Here is a 17,649-nt window from a genome sequence, read left to right as displayed (position 1 = left end):
TAACTCTTTTACAGCGAATGAGGGTGAGAATAGCCGGCGGCTGCGAACATCTGTTCCCAGCCCAGCAGGCGTTCGGTCAGCAGCAGTTCGCGGTTAACGCCCACCACGCTGAGTAATTGATGCCGGCAGTGCAGCCACTGCTGCACACTATGCTGCAGCGAGCTGCTGCTCAGCCGCGCGGCCAACAGCTGCACCAACGGCTGCTGATCCTGATTGAGCACAAAGGCCGCGGCGCCCTGCTGCCACTTCATCGCGTCCATCAGCAGCGCGCACAGCCAGTGCAGCCGCTCGGCGACGTCATCGTGATTCAGCTGCGGCAACAGCTGCAGCATATCCTGCGACTGCAGCGCCTTAGCGAGCGCCGCACACAGCGCACTGCGCTGCTGCCAGCGCTCCGGCTGCAGCAGGCGTTCGGCGGCCAGCGGCGCACCGTCATGCAGGCGCAGCGCCGTCAGCCAATCCGTCCGGGCGCCGGCAACGCCCTGGCGCTCCAGCCATTGCAGGCTCAACGCTTCCTCAGGGCTGGACAGGTGCCAGTACAGGCAGCGGCTGCGCAGCGTCGCCAGCAGGTTGGAGGGTTCGCGGCAGCTCAACAGAAAATAGGTGTGCGCCGGCGGCTCTTCCAGCGTTTTGAGCAGCGCATTGGCCGCCGCTTCGGTCAGCTGCTCCGCCTGCGGCAGCCACACCACTTTGGCGCCGCCCTGCTGCGCATGGGCATACAGGGTTTCGCTCAGCTGGCGCACCGGCTCGATACCCAGGCTGCTTTTGCCCTTCTCCGCCGCCAGCACGTGGTAATCCGGATGGCTGCCCGCCAGCATCAGGCGGCAACTGTGGCACTCGCCGCAGCTTTTTTCTCCGTTGCGGCGCTGGCAAATCAGCCAGCGGCTGATGGCGTAAATCAGCGCGTCGTCGCCGTTGCCGGCCGCCGCGTGCAGCAGCAGCGCATGGTGACCGCGCCCGCCGGCATACTGCCCGACGAGTTGACGATAAGGCATATTCAGCCACGGATACCAATTCATCAGGCCGTTTCCTGTTGCAGCAGCCACGCGCTGACGCATTGACGAATGTCGGCGGTGACCTGTTCCAGCGTCTGCGCCGCATCGACGGTCACGATCGCGTCGTCCGCCGCCGCCAGCTGCAGATAGCGCTCGCGCGTACGTTCAAAGAACGGCAGCGCCTCTTGCTCAATGCGATCCAGCGCGCCGCGCGCCTGCGCACGCTGCAGCCCGACCAGCGGCGGCAGATCGAGATACAAGGTCAGATCGGGGCGGAAATCACCCAGAACGGTATCCCGCAGCGACACCATCAGCTGCGGGTCGACGCCGCGCCCGCCGCCCTGATAGGCCTGAGACGACAGGTCATGACGGTCGCCGACCACCCAGGCGCCGCGCGCCAACGCCGGTTTAATCACCGTTTCAACCAGCTGCACCCGCGCCGCATACAGCATCAGCACTTCCGCCTTGATGGTGGGCAGCTCGCCTTCATGGCCGCGCTTAAACAGATCGCGCAGTTTTTCCGCCAGCGGCGTACCGCCCGGCTCACGGGTGAAAACGATGTCCTCGATACCGTGTTCGCGCAATACGCTGACGACCGTATCACGCGCGGTGGTTTTTCCCGCGCCTTCCAGCCCTTCAATAACCACGAATTTACTTTTCATTCTTTTCCTTCACTAGCTGGCGGTAAACCCGCACCGCCTTATTATGGCTGGCCAGATTGGTGGTAAAGGTGTGTCCACCCTTGCCGTCAGCAACAAAATAGAGATAAGGCGTTTTTTCCGGCTGCGACGCCGCCGTCAGCGACGCCTGGCTCGGCATGGCGATCGGCGTCGGCGGCAGCCCGCTGATGGTATAGGTGTTATAGGCGGTCGGCGTATCCAGATCCTTACGGGTAATGGTGCCAGTATAGCGTGCGCCCATGCCGTAGATCACCGTCGGATCGGTCTGCAGCCGCATACCGATGCGCAGGCGGTTGACGAATACCGACGCCACTTTGCCGCGCTCGGCCGCCACCGCGGTCTCTTTCTCGATAATGGAAGCCATGGTCAACAGCTGTTCCGGCGTTTTATACGGCAGCGCCTTGTCACGCTGCTGCCAGGCCTCATCCAGCGCCTTTTCCATCCGCGTATGGGCGCGCTTGAGCAGAGCGATATCGCTCATGCCGGCGGTATAGGAATAGGTATCCGGGTACAGACGCCCTTCCGGGTGCGTGCCTGCCGGCATGCCCAGCGCAGCGGCGATTTCCGCCTCGCTTTTACCCGCCAGCGTATGCTTCAGGTACTTGGCCTGCTGCAGAATGCTCATCCAATCGCTCAGGCGCGAACCTTCAATAAACCGCGCGTTGAACTGCGCCTCTTTGCCGCTGGCCAGCAGTTCCAGCATCTGGCGCACCGTCATGCCCGGAGTGAAACGGTAGGTGCCGGCTTTAAATGCCGCCAGCTTAGGCTCAATTTTCAGCAACCACGGGAACCATTTTCCATTGCGGATCAGCTTATCGCGCACCAGCAGCCCTTCCAGCGCCACCCGCCCGGTGCCCGCCGGCAGTTTAAAGATCGCTTCCTGCTGGATCGCCAGCGGCGTATCGGCAAAGCGTTCAACCTTCTGATAGCCCCAGAACAGCAGGGCCAAAATCACGACGACGAGCAGTGCAACAAACTTTACTTTCTTCATTAATCGGCCTGGTTAAATTTGGTGTCGTAAAAACTCATACAGCCGGCGCGAATCATAGCGCCATAAATGGGCGGCATTGACCGGCAATAACGGCATCAGCGCGTTACTGATCAATACCTCTTCCGCCGTCGCCAGCGTTTCCGGCGGTTCGGCGACGTAATGCAGCGTATATTCGCTGTCTGTCAGTAACTCAATCACCCGGCGGCGCATCAGGCCAGCCACGCCAGACTGGCTTAAATCCGGGGTATATACCGCTTTCCCCTTACGCCAGAATAAATTAGCCGCACAGCATTCCACCAGCAGCCCTGCGGTGTCAAGCACCAGCGCCTCGTCGGCGTCAGTCTGCTCAAGATGCGCACGGATCAACACCTGCTCCAGCCGGTTCAGATGTTTAATCCCCGCCAGCAGCGGGTTACGCGCCAGCGGCACCGGGCTTAACGCCAGGCTGACGCCCTGCTCGCGCCATGACAGATAGTGCTGCGGATACGCGCCGCATGACACGATGCGGGTGGGCTGCTCACAGCCTGCGGGGCTATAGCCGCGCCCGCCGCTGCCCCGCGTCACGATGGTTTTGACCACGCCAAAGCGGATTGATTCTGCCGCCTGACGCATTTCCTGCTCCAGCGTCGCCCAGTCCAACGGCGGCAGCAGCAGACGCTGCGCCCCCTGCTGCAGGCGTTCAAGATGCCAGGGCAACAGTTCCACCCGACCATCGACCGCACGCGCGGTGGTAAAGCAGCCGTCGCCGAACTGTATGCCGCGATCGCCGGCCGCCAGCGTGTCGCTCTGCTTCCCATTAATCCAGTACATGGCTCTTCCCCCGCCTCTCATCTTGCGGCCTACAGGATAACAGGCATGACGCCAAATCCTGAACGACGGACGTAAAAAACCACCTGCATAGCAGGTGGCATTGATAGCGCCCCAGAGGGGCGTACTTAGCTCAGACTCTGAGAGCCTTCGCTTCACACCTCTTTTAGTGGAAGCTGGCTCTCTTCAACTTCATGCTTTTCCTGATACTTCACGTACTTTCTTATCATTTCTTCATTTATACCTACGGTATCTACGCAGTAACCCCGCGCCCAGAAGTGATTTCCCCACAACTTGTTCTTCCGCAGATAGGGAAATTTGCTGAACAGCCTAAGGGCTGTTTTACCTTTCAAATGACCTATCACATGTGAAATAGAAAGACGTGGCGGGACTTTTACCAGTAAATGGACATGATCTATCTGAACATTCAGCTCTACCACTTCTATCCCGAGTTGCTCACTTGAGATCCTTATCTGCTTGTAGACCTCTTTGCCAACATTATTCCTAAGGATGCGAAATCGGTACTTGGGTGTCCATACAATATGATATTGACAACACCAGAGCACATGAGATGCTTTCTGGAATCTACTCATGGTTAAATCCTTATCAGTTATGGGGATAACAGATTCGGATTTTCCCATGAGTAGCATTACTGGCAGAGCCAACTTGTTGCTGACCACCTCCATAGGAGGTGGTGTTCATTCAGGGATAAAAAAGCCCGGTAAGAACCGGGCTTTTAATCTGTGACGCAGCAACGTTACGCGCGACGGAAAATCAGCGAGCCGTTGGTGCCGCCAAAGCCGAAGGAGTTACACAGCGTGTACTCCATATCTTTGGTCTGACGCGCTTCATGCGGCACAAAGTCCAGATCACAACCTTCATCCGGGTTATCCAGGTTGATGGTTGGCGGTACGGCCTGATCGCGCAGCGCCAGCACGGTGAAGATCGACTCAATCGCCCCCGCCGCCCCTAACAGGTGACCGGTCATGGATTTTGTCGAGCTGACCATCACGTGCGCAGCATCGGCGCCGAATATCGATTTCACCGCCTCTGCCTCGGCTTTGTCGCCTGCCGGGGTAGAGGTGCCGTGAGCATTGATATAATCGATTTGCCCGGCGTTGAGGCCGGCATCGCTCAGGGCGTTCGCCATCGCCAGCGCGGCGCCCGCGCCGTTTTCCGGCGGTGACGTCATATGGTAGGCATCGCTGCTCATACCAAAGCCGACCACTTCCGCATAAATTTTCGCGCCGCGTTTTTTCGCATGTTCGTACTCTTCGAGCACCATCATGCCGGCGCCGTCGCCCAGAACAAAACCGTCGCGGTCTTTATCCCAAGGGCGGCTGGCGGCCTGCGGATCGTCATTGCGGGTGGAGAGCGCGCGTGCAGCGCCGAAGCCGCCTACGCCCAGAGGCGTACTGGCTTTCTCTGCGCCGCCGGCCAGCATCACGTCGGCATCATTGTAGGCAATGATACGCGCCGCATGGCCGATATTGTGCACGCCGGACGTACAGGCGGTGGCAATGGAAATGCTCGGGCCGCGCATGCCATACATGATGGTCAGGTGGCCGGCAATCATATTCACGATGGTCGACGGCACGAAGAACGGACTGATCTTGCGCGGACCGCCGTTAACCAGCGAGCTGTGGTTTTCTTCGATCAGACCCAGGCCGCCAATGCCGGAGCCAATAGCGGCGCCAATACGGCTGGCGTTAGCCTCGGTGATCTCCAGCCCGGCGTCCTGCATGGCCTGCATGCCGGCAGCGATACCGTACTGGATAAACAGATCCATCTTGCGCGCATCTTTGCGCGAGATGAAATCTTCAGAATTAAAATTCTTTACTAAGCCGGCAAACTTGGTTGCATAGGCAGTAGTATCGAAATGGTCAATCAGGCTGATGCCACTCTGACCGGCAAGAAGTGCGTTCCATGTGGACTCGACCGTGTTGCCGACAGGAGACAACATGCCCAGTCCGGTCACAACTACTCGACGCTTAGACACGTTTGTCCTCCAAGGAGGGATAATATGACACTAGGATAGAAAAACTTAGGCGGTCGAGTGACCGCCTAGATATGTTCGCTTACTGCTGGCTAGCGTTGATGAAATCAATAGCTGCCTGAACAGTAGTGATTTTCTCAGCTTCTTCGTCTGGAATCTCGGTGTCGAATTCTTCTTCCAGTGCCATTACCAGTTCAACGGTGTCAAGAGAATCGGCGCCCAGGTCTTCAACGAAAGAAGCGCTATTTACCACTTCGTCCTCTTTAACACCCAGTTGCTCAACAATGATTTTCTTAACGCGTTCTTCGATAGTGCTCATACTCTTAAATTTCCTATCAAAACTCGCTTTCGCGATGGTTTTCGTAGTGTATAAAATGTTGAAAAAGATGCAACTAAATCCCGGCTGGTCAAACCACGATTTTACGCTATTTTGCGGTTTTTACCTCAAATAACGCAAATGGTTTTCGCATTTTTTAGACCATGTACATGCCGCCATTGACATGTAAGGTCTCACCGGTGATATAGCCAGCCTCATCAGAGGCTAAAAATGCAACAGCGCTGGCGATTTCTTTAGCATCCCCAAGCCGGTTGGCCGGTACAGATGCCAAAATGCCTGCACGCTGTTCTTCTGTCAACGCCCGTGTCATGTCCGTTTCAATAAAACCGGGCGCCACGACGTTGACCGTAATGCCACGAGAAGCAACTTCACGTGCCAAGGACTTGCTAAAGCCAATCAGGCCGGCTTTAGCCGCCGCATAGTTTGCCTGCCCTGCGTTCCCCATGGTACCAACCACGGAACCGATGGTGATGATACGGCCAAAACGCTTTTTCATCATAGCTCGCATTACCGCTTTTGACAGACGGAATACGGAAGTCAGGTTGGTGTCCAGGATATCCTGCCACTCGTCTTCCTTCATACGCATCAGCAGATTATCACGCGTAATACCGGCATTATTCACTAAAATGTCGATTTCGCCAAATTCTGCGCGAATAGATTCTAAAACGCTGTCGATAGATTGCGCATCGACCACGTTCAGCATGAACCCTTTACCGCTTGCGCCCAGATAGTCGCTGATCGCTTCAGCGCCTTTTTCACTGGTCGCCGTGCCAATCACCTTGGCGCCGCGCGCAACAAACGATTCCGCCACCGCGCGGCCAATACCACGGCTGGCGCCGGTGACCAGAACAACTTTTCCTTCGAAGCTCATTGTTTTCCTCTTTATTGTGCAAGCGCCGTCGACAGGGTAGCAGGGTCATTGACCGCCGCCGCCGTCATGGTATCAACGATACGCTTGGTCAGGCCGGTGAGCACCTTGCCCGGGCCGACTTCCAGCAGAGAGCTGACGCCCTGCGCTGAGATAAATTCTACGCTTTCCGTCCAACGCACCGGGCTGTACAGCTGACGCACCAGCGCGCTGCGGATCGCCTGAGGATCGTTTTCGATCTTCACGTCGACGTTGTTCACCACCGGGATCTGCGGCGCATTGAAGGTCACCGCCTCCAGCGCAACGGCCAGTTTGTCGGCCGCCGGCTTCATCAGCGCACAGTGGGAAGGTACGCTGACCGGCAGCGGCAGCGCGCGCTTGGCGCCGGCCGCTTTACAGGCCGCGCCTGCGCGCTCAACGGCTTCTTTGTTGCCGGCAATCACTACCTGGCCCGGGGAGTTGAAGTTGACCGGAGAGACCACCTGGCCTTCCGCCGCGTCGGCGCAGGCTTTGGCGATGGACTCATTGTCCAGACCGATAATCGCGTACATCGCACCGGTTCCCGCCGGCACCGCTTCCTGCATCAGTTTGCCGCGCAGCTCAACCAGGCGTACCGCCTCCTGGAAATCCAGCACGCCGGCGCACACCAGCGCGGAGTATTCACCCAGGCTATGGCCAGCCATCAGCGCCGGCGCGTTGCCGCCCTGCTGCTGCCATACGCGGAAAATCGCCACCGAGGCGGCCAGCAGCGCAGGCTGCGTCTGCCAGGTTTTATTCAGCTCTTCGGCCGGCCCCTGCTGCACCAGCTGCCACAGATCGTAGCCCAGCGCGGCGGATGCCTCGCCAAACGTCTGTTCAACCACCGGGAATTCAGCAGCCAGTTCGGCCAGCATGCCAACGGTCTGCGACCCCTGGCCCGGAAAAACAAAAGCAAATTGCGTCATTTTTATTTCCTGTCAATCAGAAACGAACCAGCGCCGAGCCCCAGGTAAAGCCGCCGCCAAAGGCTTCGAGCAGTACCAGTTGACCGCGCTGAATGCGTCCGTCGCGTACGGCTTCATCGAGCGCCGCCGGTACCGAGGCGGCGGAGGTGTTGCCGTGTCTGTCGAGCGTCACCACCACTTTGTCCATCCCCATACCCAGCTTCTTCGCCGTCGCGCTGATGATGCGCAGGTTGGCCTGATGCGGCACCAGCCAGTCCAGCTCGCTGCGGTCCAGGTTGTTGGCGCTCAGCGTTTCATCGACGATATGCGCCAGCTCGGTCACCGCCACTTTAAAGACTTCATTGCCCGCCATGGTGACATACGCCGGCTTGTCTTTATCCTGACGGTCTTTGTACGCCAGCGTCAACAGATCGCCGTAGTGGCCGTCCGCGTGCAGATGGGTGGACAGAATGCCCGGCTGCTCGGAAGCGCCCAGCACCACCGCGCCCGCACCATCGCCAAACAGGATGATGGTGCCGCGGTCTTCCGGATCCAGCGTGCGCGACAGCACGTCGGCGCCGATCACCAGCGCATGCTTCACCGCGCCGTTTTTAATGTATTGGTCAGCCACGCTCAGCGCATAGGTAAACCCGGCGCAGGCCGCCGCCAGATCGAACGCCGCGCAGTCTTTGATGCCCAGCATGTTCTGAATCTGACAGGCCGAGCTTGGGAAGGCGTGGCTGGATGTGGTGGTCGCCACAATAATCAGGCCGACGTCTTCCTTGGCCACGCCGGCCATCGCCAGCGCGTTGGACGCCGCCTGGAATCCCATGGTCGCCACGCTTTCATCCGCAGCGGCGATACGACGTTCACGGATACCGGTACGCGTTACGATCCACTCGTCCGAGGTATCCACCATTTTTTCTAAATCAGCATTGGTGCGCACTTGTACGGGTAAATAACTCCCCGTACCGAGAATCTTTGTATACATGTACGATCAGTCACTCTTGGGTAATACAGCCTCAAGGCGCGCCGCAATCCGGTTGGGGATTTGCCGCTGCACCGCCTGCACAGCCTGTTCAATAGCTACCGCAAACGCCTTCTGGTTCGCAGCGCCGTGGCTCTTGATTACGGTGCCCCGCAATCCTAACAGACATGCACCATTATACTGGTCGGGGTTCAGGTGGCCGAAGCGTCCTGCCACCCGTTTTTGCAGCCAACGGCCCAACCATTTTAACCACCACGCCTGCTTGCCACCGTCGCCTGACGATTTCAGCAGCGATAAAAATAGCCTTATTACGCCTTCCATGGTTTTCAGCGTAACATTGCCGACAAAGCCGTCGCAGACCATAACATCGGTTTTACCTGTGAGCAGATCATTGCCTTCCAGATAACCAATATAGTTGATTGTCGGAGTTTTTCTTAATATGGCGGCGGCTTCGCGAATATTATCTAAACCTTTGCTCTCTTCTTCGCCAATATTGAGCAGCGCCACGCGCGGCTGCGCGATACCGACCACCTCTTCCGCCATCACCGCGCCCATCACGGCGAACTGCACCAGCATCGTGCTGTCGCATTCCACATTCGCGCCCAGATCGAGCACCACCGTTTTACTGCGCTGCTGATTCGGCAGCACCGTCATCAGCGCCGGGCGCTCGATGCCGTCCAGCGGCTTGAGCAACAGTTTCGCCAGCCCCATCAGCGCGCCGGTATTGCCGGCGCTGATGCACGCCTGCGCTGCGCCGTTGTTTACCTGCTCCAGCGCCACGCGCATCGAGGTGCCGCGGCTGGCGCGGATCGCCTGAGAGAGCTTGGCGTCGTCGGCAATGACCGATGCAGCGGGCACGACTTGCAGACGCTCCAGCAAATGCGGATCGGCTTTGGCAAGTAAGGGGGAGATGGCGTCGGGGTCGCCGACGAGCAGAAGATGGAGCTGTAAATTAGAGGCCAGTGCCTGCAATGAAGCAGGCACTGTGACGCAGGGACCGAAGTCCCCGCCCATTGCATCTAACGCCAGGGTTAGACGAGTCAAGGTATCGCTACTTAGCCGATAACCTTGCGACCGCGGTAGAAACCGTCGGCAGTGATGTGGTGACGACGGTGGGTTTCACCGGATGCTTTGTCTACAGACAGGGTAGTCGTAGTCAGAGCATCGTGTGAACGACGCATGCCACGCTTGGAACGGGTTGGTTTGTTCTGTTGTACGGCCATGGACCTTACTCCTCGATTACTTACGCTTTAAACTGGCTAATACGGCAAACGGATTCGGTTTCTCCGCCTCTGCAGGCAGTTTGCCAAATACCATGTCCGCTTCGGACACTTCACAGTGTTCAGATTCATGTACCGGAACGACCGGCAGTGAAAGAATAATTTCGTCTTCAATCATTGCCAACAGATCGACTTCGCCAAACTCGTCAACTTCGATCGGTTCGTACGCTTCCGGTAATGCCTCAGCCTGCTCATCATTGACGACCGGGCTAAAACAATATGTTGTGTGCACATGATGCTGGAACGGCTCGCCGCAGCGCTGACACGATAACGTGACCGTGACATCCGCCTGACCGGTGATAACCGCCAAACGCTGGTTGTCGATATTAAATGACAATTCAGCGACAACGTCGCTGTCCACACTGACCACGGACTCGGCAACACGGGTAACCAGCTCAGGCGCATAGACACCAACATAGTCCAGGCGTTTCTGAGCGGTACGTACCGCATCAATGGTCAAGGGTAATTTTACCTTTTGCATAGGGCGCGCATATTAACTTTGTAACGACATAGAGTCAAAGAAAAAGGCCGTGAAAACGGCACCTTTCACCAATATTCGCTTCCGCAGCGGCCGACAGTTTAAAATGCTGACACCATTTACGCTACGGTTTACGAAAAAAATTATGCAACAACTTCTTTTGGCCTCCACCTCCCCTTACCGCAAAATGCTGCTGGAAAAACTGCATTTGCCGTTTATCACCGCCGCGCCGCAGGTTGATGAAGCGCCGCTGCCGGGCGAAAGCGCCGAAGCGCTGGTGCTGCGGTTGGCCGCCGCCAAGGCGCAGGCGCTGGCGAACGCCTACCCCGACCACCTGATCATCGGCTCCGATCAGGTATGCGTGTTAAACGGGCAGATAACGGGCAAGCCGCACAGCGAGGCGCAGGCCTGCGAACAGCTGCGCCAGGCCAGCGGCAATGTCGTTACCTTCTATACCGGACTGGCGCTGTACAACAGCCGTACGCAGCATCTGCAGGCGGTCTGCGAGCCGTATCAGGTGCATTTCCGCCCTCTCGGCGCGCAGGAGATCGCCCACTACGTGCGTCTGGAGCAGCCGCTGAACTGCGCGGGCAGTTTCAAAAGCGAGGGGCTGGGCATTGCCCTGTTCGACAAGCTGACGGGCCGCGACCCCAACGCGCTGGTCGGGCTGCCGCTGATCGCACTGTTGGAGATGTTGCGGGCCGAAGGGGTCAGCCCGCTGGCATAGCGTTACTTCTGCGCCTGTTGGCGCAGCTGCTTCAGGCAGTGACGCAGTTGGTCATCCATCGGCGCTTCAATACGCAGCGTTTCGCCAGTGCCCGGATGCTCGAAACGCAGCGCCGCCGCATGCAGGAACAGCCGTTTCAGACCGGTCGGCGCCAGCTGACGGTCGAACTCCCGGTCGCCGTAACGGTCGTCAAAGGCGATCGGATGGCCGGCATGCAGCGTATGAACGCGGATCTGGTGGGTGCGCCCGGTAATCGGGCTGGCCTTGACCAGCGTGGCGAACGCAAAACGCTCCTCAACCTTGAAACGGGTTTCGGACGGTTTGCCTTCGCTGCTCACCCGCACCACCCGCTCGCCGCTTTGCAGAATATTCTTCAGCAGCGGCGCCTGCACCGCCTTGCAGTGGGACTGCCACTGGCCGCGCACCAGCGCCAGGTAATCCTTCTGCATGGTTTTCAGCCGCAGCTGTTCATGCAGCGCCCGCAGCGCCGAGCGTTTTTTCGCCACCAGCAGCACGCCGGAGGTATCGCGGTCCAGCCGGTGCACCAGCTCCAGGAAGCGCGCCTCCGGACGCAGCGCGCGCAGCCCTTCGATCACGCCGAAGCTCAGGCCGCTGCCGCCGTGCACCGCCGTGCCGGACGGTTTGTTCAGCAGCAGCACATGGTCGTCTTCATACAGGATGCAGTCGGCCAGCGCCGCCACTTTATCCAGCTTGGCGGACACCGGCGCCTCTTCGCGTTCGGCCACCCGCACCGGCGGTACGCGCACCACGTCGCCGGCCGCCAGCTTGTATTCCGCCTTGATGCGCCCTTTATTGACCCGCACCTCGCCCTTGCGCACGATGCGGTAGATCATGCTCTTCGGCACGCCTTTCAGGCGGGCCAGCAGAAAATTGTCGATTCTCTGACCCGCTTCGTCGTCAGAAACCGTGATGAATTGTACTGCAGGATTGTTCGTTTTCATGGGGCGGGATTCTAAATACAGCAGGTAAATAGCGCCACCTCTTTTTATATGCTTAACTGTCAGTCTGAGTGCGGAAGTCGTCGCAGTGAACAATAAGGCAGCAAGCCGGTTTGATCGTTTGCGATTTCTTCCGCAGTTAAGGCAAAGTCACCTTGCTATAACGGTATCAGCAGTGGAATAATGAGTTCGCTTTCCGCGTTGATTCTCGTTAAAGCAGAGTAAAATGCGGAATTACCAAGGTTTGTCTGATAACGCAAAAACGCAGCAATGGCGTAAGACGTAATGCGATATCAAACAATTAGCGGGCTGCGGGTTGCAGCTTGGCCGGCAAATGGAATGTGATCTGTCGACGTAAATCAGAGGCTATTCCCCGAGTAAAAGTGCTGTTTTTCACAAAGAAAAACAGGCTTACCGAGATAATGCGCCCCTATGCAGGCGACAACCGGGAGGTTGACGGCTTTGCGAGAAGACACGGGGTTTTCGGTTTTAACCCGGCCATAGAGGTTATGCCCAAATAATTCAGGTGGCGCTAAAGCGGCGACCGCGCGCACGTTCGGCAACATGGACGGGCGCGAGAGAAGGCCGCGACGCAAGGCAACCTGAACGATGACGGATATATTGCCCGCAGCTCTGTCGATAATGTAAAAAATAACGAGTAAGTTAAGATGAAAAGAATGTTGATTAACGCAACTCAGCAGGAAGAGTTGCGTGTTGCCCTTGTAGATGGACAGCGGCTGTACGATTTGGATATCGAAAGCCCGGGTCATGAGCAGAAAAAAGCGAACATTTACAAAGGCAAAATCACCCGTATTGAACCAAGTCTTGAAGCAGCGTTTGTTGACTACGGCGCAGAACGACATGGTTTCCTTCCTCTTAAAGAAATCGCCCGCGAATACTTCCCTAACAGCTATTCCTCCCATGGCCGCCCCAACATCAAAGATGTGCTGCGCGAAGGCCAGGAAGTGATCGTACAGGTTGATAAAGAAGAGCGCGGCAACAAAGGCGCCGCCCTGACCACCTTTATTAGCCTGGCCGGCAGCTATCTGGTGCTGATGCCGAACAACCCGCGCGCCGGCGGCATTTCCCGCCGCATCGAGGGCGACGACCGCACCGAACTGAAAGAAGCGCTCTCCTCGCTGCAACTGCCTGACGGCATGGGCCTGATCGTCCGCACCGCCGGCGTCGGCAAATCCGCCGAAGCGCTGCAGTGGGACCTGTCGTTCCGCCTCAAGCATTGGGAAGCCATCAAGAAAGCCGCCGAAGGCCGCCCTGCGCCGTTCCTGATTCACCAGGAAAGCAACGTTATCGTGCGCGCCTTCCGCGATTACCTGCGTCCTGATATCGGCGAAATCCTGATCGATAACCCGAAAATTCTCGATCTGGCGAAAGAGCATATCGCTGCGCTGGGCCGTCCGGACTTCAGCAGCAAAATTAAAATGTACAGCGGCGAAATCCCGCTGTTCAGCCACTACCAGATTGAGTCGCAGATCGAATCCGCCTTCCAGCGTGAAGTGCGCCTGCCTTCCGGCGGCTCCATCGTTATCGACACGACCGAAGCGCTGACCGCGATCGACATCAACTCCGCACGCGCCACCCGCGGCGGCGATATCGAAGAGACCGCGTTCAACACCAACCTGGAAGCGGCGGATGAAATTGCCCGCCAGCTGCGCCTGCGCGACCTCGGCGGCCTGATCGTCATCGATTTTATCGATATGACGCCGGTGCGCCACCAGCGCGAGGTGGAAAACCGCCTGCGTGATGCGGTGCGTCAGGACCGTGCGCGCATTCAGATCGGTCGTATTTCCCGCTTCGGCCTGCTGGAGATGTCCCGCCAGCGCCTCAGCCCGTCGCTGGGCGAATCCAGCCACCACGTCTGCCCGCGCTGTAACGGCACCGGCACCGTGCGCGACAACGAATCGCTGGCGCTGTCCATCCTGCGTCTGATTGAAGAAGAAGCGCTGAAGGAAAACACCAAAGAAGTTCACGCCATTGTGCCGGTACAGGTCGCCTCTTACCTGCTGAACGAAAAGCGTGAATCCGTCAGCGCCATTGAAAAACGCCAGGCCGGCGTGAAAGCCGTGATCGTGCCGAACGATCAGATGCAAACGCCGCATTACTCGGTACTGCGCGTGCGCAAAGGCGAAGAAACGTCAACCCTGAGCTATCTGCTGCCGAAGCTGCATGAAGAAGAGATGGTGCAGCCGTTGGAAGAAACGCCGATGGAGCGCAAGCGTCCTGAGCAACCGGCGCTGGCCTCCTTCTCTCTCGGCGCCGACGCACCGCCGCCGGCGGCTGAATCCGCCCCGGTGAAAAAACCGGCCGCCAGCCAGCCGAGCGCGCCGGCAGCCGCCGCAGCGCCTGGCCTGCTGAGCCGCTTCTTCAGCGGTCTGAAATCGCTGTTCGCCGGTGAAGAACCGCAGCCGGCAGTCGAGGAAAAACCGGCTGAAACCGCGAAGAGCAGCAGCGGCGAAAACCGCCGTCAGGATCGTCGCAGCCAGCGTCGTCAGGGTTCCGGCCGTAAAGAACGCGGCGAGCGTGGTGAACGTAGCGAGCGCAATGAGCGCGGCGAGCGTAAAGAACGCAGCGAGCGTAAAGAACGCGGCGAAGGCCGTGAGCGTGACAACCGTGAAGGACGCGATCGCGATAACCGCGAGTCGCGTGACGAGCAGCGCCGCAACCGTCGTAACGCCGCGAATAATGCGCAGGCGAGCGCCGATGCGCCCGTTGTTGATGAAGCCGCTAAAGCGCAGCGCGAAGAGCAACAGCAGCAGCGCCGCGAGCAGCGCGCAGAGCGTCAGCGTCGTCGCCAGGAAGAGAAGCGTCAGGCGCAGCAAGAAGTGCAGCAGCTGGAGAAAGCCGCAGTCGAACCGGTAGCGGCCGCTGAAGAGGATAAGGAAGACCGCCATCAGCAGCCGGCGCAGCGTCGTCAACGCCGCCAGCTGTCGCAGAAGGTGCGTATCCTGTCCGCGGAAGAAGAACTGCAGCGCGCTGCAGAAGAACTGTTGGCGCCAAAAGCGCCGGCGGCAACCGCTGAGGAAAGCAAAGCGCCAGCGGCGGACGACAGCATCAAGCTGCTGCCGGAAACCGTCGCCGTGACCGGTGAGGAAGAAGCGCAGGAAAACCGTAACGGTGAAAACGGCATGCCGCGTCGCTCACGTCGTTCACCGCGCCATCTGCGCGTGAGCGGTCAACGTCGCCGTCGTTACCGCGACGAGCGTTACCCAACCCAGTCGCCGATGCCGCTGACGGCAGCCTTTGCTTCGCCGGAAATGGCCTCTGGCAAGGTATGGATCGGTTACCCTGTCACAACAGCTGCGCAACCGGTTGAAGAGACAGAAGTTAAATCGCCATCCGCCGACATCGTTGAGCAGCAGCCGGCAGCGGAAACCGCCGCCAGCGTTGCCGCGCCTGTCATCGCCGCTGCTCAGGATGAGGTTCAGGCACCAGCCGCTGCTGCGGCCGCCGCCAGCGTCGAGCCGGAGGAAAGCACGCCAGCCGCCGCTCTGCCGCAGGAAGAGGTCAAAGCGCCTCAGCCAGCAGCCGTAGAAGCACCGGCCGACGTCGCCAGCGATGCAGAACCTGTCGCTGAAGCCGCACCGTCTCAGCCTGAAGAGCAGCCGGCTGCGCCTGTCGCCGTTGCGCCGGCAGCCGACAACGCTGCTGCTGAAGAACAAGCGGTGACAGAACAGGCCGTTGAGGAACCGACCATTGCGGCACCAGCCGAAGCGGTCGTCACCGAGCCTGCTCCGCAGCCGGTAAGCGATGAGACGGCGGCAACCCCTGCGCCAGCCATCGTGGCCCAGCCGGCAGAGACGCGCTACAAGCACATCGCCAGCGCGCCGATGACCAAAGCACCGGCACCGGCTTACCAGCCGGAAGCACCGAAGCACAGCGACTGGCAGCGCCCGGCGTTTAATTTCGACGGCAAAGGCAGCGCCGGCGGCCACTCGGCAGTAAGCCAGGCTACCGCCCCGGCCACCAAGCCGCAGCCGGTTAACGACTAAGTTAAACCGTGAAAAAAAAACCCGCCAATCGGCGGGTTTTTTATTGCACGGCATTCAGGCTACTTTTTTCAGCTGTTTGATATCCAGCGAGTCCAGCTTGCCGTCAATCTGGCGGACAAAGTGTTGGAAGTGTTCGGTGGCATTATGCTTATCCAACGCCTCAGCGCTGGCCCAGCGCTCGAAGAACACAAAGGTGCCGGGCTTATCCAGCTCACGGTGCAGATCGTACTGCAGGTTTCCCAACTCCTGACGGCTGGCGTCGATAATCTGATGCACTGCGTCATTAACATCATCAATAAACTCCTCTTTGGCCTGCAAAGTGGCCACCACGCGAATTTCCATTTCATCCTCCTGTAGGAATAAGTAGCAAAAGTCATCGTCAAGACGATTACTATGCGCCCGTTTATCTATTGTTTTCAACTTTGGTTAACAAACAGATGCATCAAGAGCGCTTTCCGCTTATGCTTACACCCCGGCGTGAATAACCCCCATTATTCGCTTTTACTTAGACGTATTTCTGACCGCCGGAGCCTTGCACCATGACAGCACAACCTCAAGCCATGAAAATTCGCCGCCCTGACGACTGGCACATCCATCTGCGTGATGATGAGATGTTGAAAACGGTCCTGCCCTATACCAGTCAGGTATTCGGCCGCGCGATTGTAATGCCGAACCTGGCTCCGCCGATCACCACGCTTGAAGCCGCACAGCGTTATCGCGACCGCATCCTGGCGGCAGTGCCGGCGGAACACAATTTCACCCCGCTGATGACCTGCTACCTGACCGACTCTCTGTCGACCGACGTGCTGACGGAAGGGTTCAAGCAAGGTATTTTCACCGCCGCCAAACTCTACCCCGCTAACGCCACCACCAACTCTAACCACGGCGTCAGCGACGTAACGGGTATCTACCCGCTGTTTGAGCAGATGCAGAAAATCGGCATGCCGCTGCTGATCCACGGTGAAGTGACCGACGCCGGCGTGGATATCTTCGACCGCGAAGCCCGCTTTATCGCCCAGGTGATGGAGCCGATCCGCCGTCAGTTCCCGGAGCTGAAGATCGTCTTTGAGCACATCACCACCAAAGAGGCGGCTGAATACGTCCTGGCCGGCGACCGCTTCCTCGGCGCCACCATCACGCCGCAACACCTGATGTTCAACCGTAACCATATGCTGGTGGGCGGCATCCGTCCGCACCTGTTCTGCCTGCCGATCCTCAAGCGCAATATCCACCAGGAAGCGCTGCGCAAGGCGGTAGCCAGCGGCTCCGACCGTTTCTTCCTCGGTACCGATTCCGCGCCGCACGCCAAGCACCGCAAAGAATCCAGCTGCGGCTGCGCCGGGGTGTTCAATGCGCCAAGCGCCATGCCGGCCTACGCCACGGTGTTTGAACAGTTAGGCGCGCTGGAACACCTGGAAGCCTTCTGTTCACTCAACGGACCGCGCTTCTACGGCTTACCGGTCAACGAAGACTTTATCGAACTGCAGCGCGTCCCTAGCGTGCAGCCGGAAGAGATTGCGCTGGGCAACGAGTCCATCGTGCCGTTCCTGGCCGGCGAAAGCGTTAACTGGACGGTAACCGCCAGCTAATCTTTTTTATTTATCACGCCCTCT

18 protein-coding genes are annotated in these 17,649 nt (G+C 58.6%); 3 read left to right on the top strand and 15 right to left on the bottom strand.

The window, feature by feature from the left end; genetic code table 11:
• Positions 1 to 8: 8 nt before the first annotated feature.
• The 13 genes from holB to yceD all read right to left on the bottom strand — a co-directional run bounded on the left by holB (position 9) and on the right by yceD (position 10,346).
• A complete protein-coding gene (gene holB, locus I6G83_RS16160; RefSeq protein WP_054306432.1) occupies positions 9 to 1,019 on the bottom strand; it encodes a DNA polymerase III subunit delta' in 1,011 nt (336 codons plus the stop codon).
• The gene (tmk, locus tag I6G83_RS16155; protein ID WP_054306431.1) at positions 1,019 to 1,657 is read right to left on the bottom strand and encodes a dTMP kinase; all 639 of its coding nucleotides are present in this window, start codon (positions 1,655 to 1,657) and stop codon (positions 1,019 to 1,021) included. Before tmk ends, holB begins: the two co-directional genes overlap by 1 nt.
• Entirely contained in the window at positions 1,647 to 2,666 is a 1,020-nt protein-coding gene (gene mltG / locus I6G83_RS16150; RefSeq protein ID WP_054306430.1) for an endolytic transglycosylase MltG, read from the bottom strand. Before mltG ends, tmk begins: the two co-directional genes overlap by 11 nt.
• A 12-nt stretch (positions 2,667 to 2,678) precedes the next feature.
• The gene (gene pabC, locus I6G83_RS16145; protein WP_054306429.1) at positions 2,679 to 3,476 is read right to left on the bottom strand and encodes an aminodeoxychorismate lyase; all 798 of its coding nucleotides are present in this window, start codon (positions 3,474 to 3,476) and stop codon (positions 2,679 to 2,681) included.
• 152 nt (positions 3,477 to 3,628) lie between these two features.
• Complete coding sequence (tnpA, locus tag I6G83_RS16140; RefSeq protein WP_032751944.1) at positions 3,629 to 4,066, bottom strand: IS200/IS605 family transposase; 438 nt, start codon at positions 4,064 to 4,066, stop codon at positions 3,629 to 3,631.
• A 164-nt stretch (positions 4,067 to 4,230) separates the two neighbouring features.
• A complete protein-coding gene (gene fabF, locus I6G83_RS16135; RefSeq protein WP_061324306.1) occupies positions 4,231 to 5,472 on the bottom strand; it encodes a beta-ketoacyl-ACP synthase II in 1,242 nt (413 codons plus the stop codon).
• A 79-nt stretch (positions 5,473 to 5,551) separates the two neighbouring features.
• Positions 5,552 to 5,788, bottom strand: coding sequence for an acyl carrier protein (gene acpP, locus I6G83_RS16130; RefSeq protein ID WP_015671952.1), 237 nt, complete (start codon positions 5,786 to 5,788; stop codon positions 5,552 to 5,554).
• Between the two features lie 154 nt (positions 5,789 to 5,942).
• The gene (fabG, locus tag I6G83_RS16125; RefSeq protein ID WP_015671951.1) at positions 5,943 to 6,677 is read right to left on the bottom strand and encodes a 3-oxoacyl-ACP reductase FabG; all 735 of its coding nucleotides are present in this window, start codon (positions 6,675 to 6,677) and stop codon (positions 5,943 to 5,945) included.
• Positions 6,678 to 6,688: 11 nt separating this feature from the next.
• The gene (gene fabD, locus I6G83_RS16120; protein WP_054305522.1) at positions 6,689 to 7,618 is read right to left on the bottom strand and encodes an ACP S-malonyltransferase; all 930 of its coding nucleotides are present in this window, start codon (positions 7,616 to 7,618) and stop codon (positions 6,689 to 6,691) included.
• 16 nt (positions 7,619 to 7,634) lie between these two features.
• A complete protein-coding gene (locus tag I6G83_RS16115; protein ID WP_054305523.1) occupies positions 7,635 to 8,588 on the bottom strand; it encodes a beta-ketoacyl-ACP synthase III in 954 nt (317 codons plus the stop codon).
• Between the two features lie 6 nt (positions 8,589 to 8,594).
• On the bottom strand, positions 8,595 to 9,629 hold the full coding sequence (plsX, locus tag I6G83_RS16110) for a phosphate acyltransferase PlsX (RefSeq protein WP_071889333.1): 1,035 nt from the start codon (positions 9,627 to 9,629) through the stop codon (positions 8,595 to 8,597).
• An 11-nt stretch (positions 9,630 to 9,640) separates the two neighbouring features.
• Entirely contained in the window at positions 9,641 to 9,808 is a 168-nt protein-coding gene (gene rpmF, locus I6G83_RS16105; protein WP_015671947.1) for a 50S ribosomal protein L32, read from the bottom strand.
• A gap of 16 nt (positions 9,809 to 9,824) precedes the next feature.
• Positions 9,825 to 10,346 carry a 23S rRNA accumulation protein YceD gene (gene yceD / locus I6G83_RS16100; RefSeq protein ID WP_015671946.1) on the bottom strand — a complete coding sequence of 174 codons (522 nt, stop codon included), beginning with the start codon at positions 10,344 to 10,346 and terminating at the stop codon, positions 9,825 to 9,827.
• Positions 10,347 to 10,488: 142 nt separating this feature from the next.
• Here yceD and I6G83_RS16095 point away from each other — a divergent pair, with 142 nt between their 5' ends.
• A complete protein-coding gene (locus tag I6G83_RS16095) occupies positions 10,489 to 11,070 on the top strand; it encodes a Maf family protein (RefSeq protein WP_128144570.1) in 582 nt (193 codons plus the stop codon).
• Positions 11,071 to 11,072: 2 nt separating this feature from the next.
• Here the strand turns inward: I6G83_RS16095 and rluC are convergent, their stop codons facing one another.
• The gene (gene rluC, locus I6G83_RS16090) at positions 11,073 to 12,032 is read right to left on the bottom strand and encodes a 23S rRNA pseudouridine(955/2504/2580) synthase RluC (protein ID WP_054305525.1); all 960 of its coding nucleotides are present in this window, start codon (positions 12,030 to 12,032) and stop codon (positions 11,073 to 11,075) included.
• Between the two features lie 665 nt (positions 12,033 to 12,697).
• On the opposite strand from rluC, the gene rne reads away from it, so the two are divergent.
• Complete coding sequence (rne, locus tag I6G83_RS16085; RefSeq protein ID WP_072186091.1) at positions 12,698 to 16,036, top strand: ribonuclease E; 3,339 nt, start codon at positions 12,698 to 12,700, stop codon at positions 16,034 to 16,036.
• 54 nt (positions 16,037 to 16,090) lie between these two features.
• Here rne and I6G83_RS16080 read toward each other — a convergent pair whose 3' ends face one another.
• Complete coding sequence (locus tag I6G83_RS16080) at positions 16,091 to 16,378, bottom strand: putative quinol monooxygenase (protein WP_054305527.1); 288 nt, start codon at positions 16,376 to 16,378, stop codon at positions 16,091 to 16,093.
• A gap of 197 nt (positions 16,379 to 16,575) precedes the next feature.
• Here I6G83_RS16080 and pyrC point away from each other — a divergent pair, with 197 nt between their 5' ends.
• Positions 16,576 to 17,625, top strand: coding sequence for a dihydroorotase (gene pyrC, locus I6G83_RS16075; RefSeq protein ID WP_054305528.1), 1,050 nt, complete (start codon positions 16,576 to 16,578; stop codon positions 17,623 to 17,625).
• Positions 17,626 to 17,649: the final 24 nt, after the last annotated feature.

The organism is Serratia rubidaea (assembly GCF_016026735.1).
Taxonomy (GTDB): domain Bacteria; phylum Pseudomonadota; class Gammaproteobacteria; order Enterobacterales; family Enterobacteriaceae; genus Serratia_B; species Serratia_B rubidaea.
Note: the sequence above shows the minus strand (reverse complement) of the source record. Positions and strands in the feature narration are given on the sequence as shown.